Origin of the sequence: Castellaniella sp. (assembly GCF_047971665.1) — a bacterium.
Classification (GTDB): Bacteria; Pseudomonadota; Gammaproteobacteria; order Burkholderiales; family Burkholderiaceae_B; genus Castellaniella.
In genome coordinates this window covers 1-3,568 of the sequence record NZ_JBKEAA010000040.1, presented here as the reverse complement: position 1 = coordinate 3,568, position 3,568 = coordinate 1, and the positions used below count along the sequence as shown (strand labels likewise).

Below are 3,568 nucleotides of genomic sequence, written 5' to 3'. Positions count from 1 at the left end.
TGGCGACCTTGCGCAGGGCGGAGTTCGGCTTTTTCGGGGTGGTGGTGTAGACACGGGTGCAGACGCCGCGACGCTGGGGGCAATTATCCAGCGCCGGGCTCTTGCTGCTTTCGCGACTGACCTGGCGCGGCTTGCGCAGCAGTTGAGCAATGGTAGGCATGACCTTTACGCATCCTTTGTACTTGCGTACGTTTTACGTCGATATCCAAAGTGCCTGGACCTGCCTGGCCGCGCAAAGCGCGGTGAGGGCAATTTCAGGCGACATGCACAAAATCCGCCTGAAACGAATGACGTAAAGAGCGGGTCTTGCGCGCCGAAGGCCGCAGGCCTCCGTTGCCGGGATGAGGCTGGCACAAGACCGGCGGCGCATACCGCGACCAGATGCCATAAACCCAGCAAGCCAGTAAGTTTAGCATGCTTTATTCATGCGATGCAAAAAGTTATGCACAAGGCGGTGAGTCGCATCGCCCGGCGCAAGTGCCAGGTTCGTTCCGTGGCGGATCACCGCTCGCCGCAGACGCAAGGGCCTTGTACTATCATGGGCCTTTCACCTGCCTCTCGTCCCCATGAACGTCCTCGTCCTGCACGGCATCAACCTCAACATGTTCGGCCAGCGCGACCCGGCCCAGTACGGATCGATCACCCTGGCGCAGATCGACGAACGCCTCAAGGCGCTGGGCCGGGAGCTGGGCGCGGACGTCACCTGCTTTCAGACCAACCACGAGGGAGAACTGGTCGAACGCATCCACCATGCCCATACCGACGGCACGCAGGCCGTGCTGATCAATGCCGGCGCCTGGACACACTACAGCTACGGCATTCGCGACGCCCTCGCCATCCTGCGCATCCCCATCATCGAAGTGCACATGTCGAACATCCATGCGCGCGAGGCCTTTCGTCACGAATCGGTGCTCGCGACCGTGGCGCGGGGTCAGATCTGCGGTTTCGGCGTCGACAGCTACCTGCTGGGCCTGCGCGCCGCGCTAACGATTGCCGGCGAGACCTCGCCAGGCTGATATGGCGCGGTGCAGCAGCGGTCTGGCCGTCAGCAGCAGACCGCCGGTGGCAATGACCAGCATGCCCAGCCAGCTCATGGCATCCGGCACACGCGAGAAAACCAGCCAGCCCATCAGGGTTGCCCAGAAAATCTGGGTATAGCTGTACGGCCCCAGTGTGGCGGCGGGCGCATGCATCAGCGCATGCGTCATGATCAGATGACCCAACGCGGCCACCGTGCCCAGGCAGATCATCAGCAGCATGTCCATCCAGGCCATGGGCACCCAGGCCATGGCGCCCCAGGGCGCCAGAACCATGGCGCCGATCAGGCCGGTATAGAGATTGCTGGTGGCCGGATGCTCGAAACTGCGTGAAAACCGTGTGACGAGCTGATAACAGGCGTTGCAGATCGCCGTCCCCAGGGGAAACAGGATGCCCCAGGTCAGCAGGCCACCGCCCGGCCGGGCAATGATCAACACCCCCGCAAAGCCGCAGGCCACAGCGATCCAGTCCAGCCGGCCGGCCTTTTCCTTCAGCACCAGGCCGGACAGCAACGTGATCAGGACCGGCGCCATGAAGATGATGGCCGTAGTCTCCGCCAACGGCAGGCGCGCCAGGCCACTGACCGCCATCACGCTGCCAAAACACAGGAAAAGACCGCGCAGCAGCTGGATTCCGTAGCGATGGGCGTGGAACAGGCCACGTCCCATGCGGGGCTGAAAGATCAGGAAGACCGCCAGCGCCTGGGTCATGTAACGCACCCAGACGATCTGCATCACTGGATAGCTGGTCGTCAGATACTTGGTGCCGGTATCCAGGACGGAAAAGAACAGGCTGGCCGTGCACATGAGCAGCGGACCCAGCCAGACCCCTGAAAGACGGTTTGTGTCCATGAGGTCAGGTCAGTCTGAGCTGCTCCAGGACGGGACGGACATCAGGCATCGCCCCGCGCCAGACACGATAGGACTCTGCCGCCTGGCCAACCAGCATGCCCAGGCCGTCCGCCACGCGGGTCGCCCCCTGATCTCGAGCCTGGCGCATGAAAGGCGTATCCTCGCCATAGGCCAGATCATAGGCCAGCCCATCGGGGGCCACGCGATAGTCCACTGGCGGAGCTTCTCCGGCATTCAGCCCCGCCGAGGTGGCATGAATGACCACATCGTATTCCTCGCCGCCCGCCGCCATCAGCGGGCCGCCTCGGATCGGGCCTTGCGAGGCCAACGCATCGGCCAACGCCTGGGCGCGCGCAGCCGTACGGTTGACCACAAGAACATCGGCAGGCCGACTCTGCAGGATCGGCAGCAGAATGCCCCGGGCGGCGCCTCCCGCACCGATCATCAGGACTCGCCGCCCGGCCAGAGACACCCCCAGACGGTCCTGGATATCGTCCACCAGTCCCACGCCATCAGTGTTGTCCCCCAGAATGCCTTTCGCACTGAATTTCAGCGTATTGACGGCCTCGGCCATCCGGGCGCGCTCGGTCAGTTCATCAGCCAGTTCAAAGGCCTGGAGCTTGAACGGCGCTGTGACATTCATGCCACAGCCGCCCGAGGCGATAAACGCCAGGACGGTTTCCCGAAAGGAGTCCGGCGCAGCCAGAATGGCTTCGTAGCGCACGTCATGCCCGAGCTGCCGCGCAAAGGCTGCATGCAGCTGCGGAGACTTGGATTGGGCGATTGGATTGCCGATCACGGCATAGAGGTCAGTCATGCGATGTCCAGGCGGATTTCCAGACTATAGAACGAGAATGCGTGCATAGGGCAAAAATCGAGCCTTGCGCGTGTCGAATAAGAAAAACCCCGCCCTGCCTTGCGGCAGCACGGGGCCTGGAAAGACAGGCCAGGAAACGGGCGGCTTGCCGCCCGTTCTTCTCCCATCAGTCCTGCGCCGAACCCTCGCCATCCGCCGCATCCGCGGCATCCGCGGCATCAGTATCGGCCTCGTCGTAACCCGCATGGGCCATTTCCGTCGGTTCCCCGAACGGATTGGCCTGCTCGCGAGCCGCGGCGCGCTCAGCCGCTTCGAAGATTTCCTTGTCATGGCGGGCAATGTGATAAGACATGCCCGTACCAGCCGGGATCAGACGGCCGACGATGACGTTTTCCTTCAGACCGCGCAGCTCGTCGCGCTTGCCCATGATGGCGGCTTCGGTCAGCACACGGGTGGTTTCCTGGAAGGACGCCGCCGAGATGAACGAATCCGTCGACAGGGACGCCTTGGTGATGCCCAGCAGCACGTTGTCGTACGTGGCCGGGATCTTGCCTTCGGTATCCATGCGGTCGTTTTCGTTCAGCAGTTCGGAGCGTTCCACCTGTTCGCCGGTGATGAAGCTGGTGTCGCCGGAGTTGCTGATGTTCACACGACGAAGCATCTGACGCACGATCACTTCGATGTGCTTGTCATTGATCTTCACGCCCTGCAGGCGGTAGACGTCCTGGACCTCGTTGACGATGTAGGAAGCCAGCGGCTCGATGCCTTGCAGGCGCAGGATATCGTGCGGATCGGCAGGGCCATCGACGATCAGCTCGCCCTTGTTGACCACCTGACCGTCGTGCACCAGCACCTGCTTTTC

General features: G+C 62.7%; 3 protein-coding genes and 2 pseudogenes. 1 reads left to right on the top strand and 4 read right to left on the bottom strand.

Translation table 11 applies throughout. The annotated features are described in order from the left end of the window. Window positions 1-160 (bottom strand): annotated as a pseudogene (gene rpsL, locus ACK5JE_RS12965) (30S ribosomal protein S12); the annotation flags it as partial. Between the two features lie 406 nt (window positions 161-566). Here rpsL and aroQ point away from each other — a divergent pair. Next, complete coding sequence (gene aroQ / locus ACK5JE_RS12960) at window positions 567-1,016, top strand: type II 3-dehydroquinate dehydratase (RefSeq protein ID WP_416802111.1); 450 nt, start codon at window positions 567-569, stop codon at window positions 1,014-1,016. On the opposite strand, the gene ACK5JE_RS12955 is transcribed toward aroQ, so the two are convergent. From ACK5JE_RS12955 to ACK5JE_RS12945, 3 genes and pseudogenes are all read right to left on the bottom strand, one after another. Further along, on the bottom strand, window positions 984-1,889 hold the full coding sequence (locus ACK5JE_RS12955) for a DMT family transporter (RefSeq protein ID WP_416802110.1): 906 nt from the start codon (window positions 1,887-1,889) through the stop codon (window positions 984-986). The two genes, aroQ and ACK5JE_RS12955, sit on opposite strands and share 33 nt — an antisense overlap. Window positions 1,890-1,893: 4 nt before the next feature. Beyond that, the gene (gene aroE / locus ACK5JE_RS12950) at window positions 1,894-2,706 is read right to left on the bottom strand and encodes a shikimate dehydrogenase (protein WP_416802109.1); all 813 of its coding nucleotides are present in this window, start codon (window positions 2,704-2,706) and stop codon (window positions 1,894-1,896) included. A 166-nt stretch (window positions 2,707-2,872) separates the two neighbouring features. Further along, window positions 2,873-3,568, bottom strand: a pseudogene (locus ACK5JE_RS12945) (DNA-directed RNA polymerase subunit beta'); the annotation flags it as partial.

Bases quoted from the DNA above. Each gene is read 5' to 3' on its own strand.
- ACK5JE_RS12955 (WP_416802110.1), bottom strand. From the start codon at position 1,889: ATGGACACAAACCGTCTTTCAGGGGTCTGGCTGGGTCCGCTGCTCATG.
- aroE (WP_416802109.1), bottom strand. From the start codon at position 2,706: ATGACTGACCTCTATGCCGTGATCGGCAATCCAATCGCCCAATCCAAG.
- aroQ (WP_416802111.1), top strand. From the start codon at position 567: ATGAACGTCCTCGTCCTGCACGGCATCAACCTCAACATGTTCGGCCAG.